Below are 245 nucleotides of genomic sequence, written 5' to 3'. Positions count from 1 at the left end.
ATTCCAAACTTTGGACAATACAAACCCGAGCGAGAAGGATTTACGTTTCATAAAGAAGAAAACTATTATCAATGCACTAAACCCAAAGGCAACCAAGCCAAACTCCTTTTTAAAGGCGAAAAAACCGATAGTAAAGGCTATACTAAACGAACCTATCGAAGCAGCGAAAGCGATTGCAAAAACTGTCCACTGCGAGAACAATGCTGTGGCAAAAGCACCAAGTTCAAAAAAATAGACGACAGCAT

The 245-nt window shown here is 39.6% G+C and carries 1 pseudogene; it reads left to right on the top strand.

Annotation, left to right across the window (positions count from 1 at the left end):
• Window positions 1-245, top strand: a pseudogene (locus IAI56_RS16050) (IS1182 family transposase); the annotation flags it as partial.

This window comes from Flavobacterium macrobrachii, assembly GCF_014486675.1.
Lineage (GTDB): Bacteria > Bacteroidota > Bacteroidia > Flavobacteriales > Flavobacteriaceae > Flavobacterium > Flavobacterium macrobrachii.
This window is presented reverse-complemented; position numbering and strand designations above follow the sequence as displayed.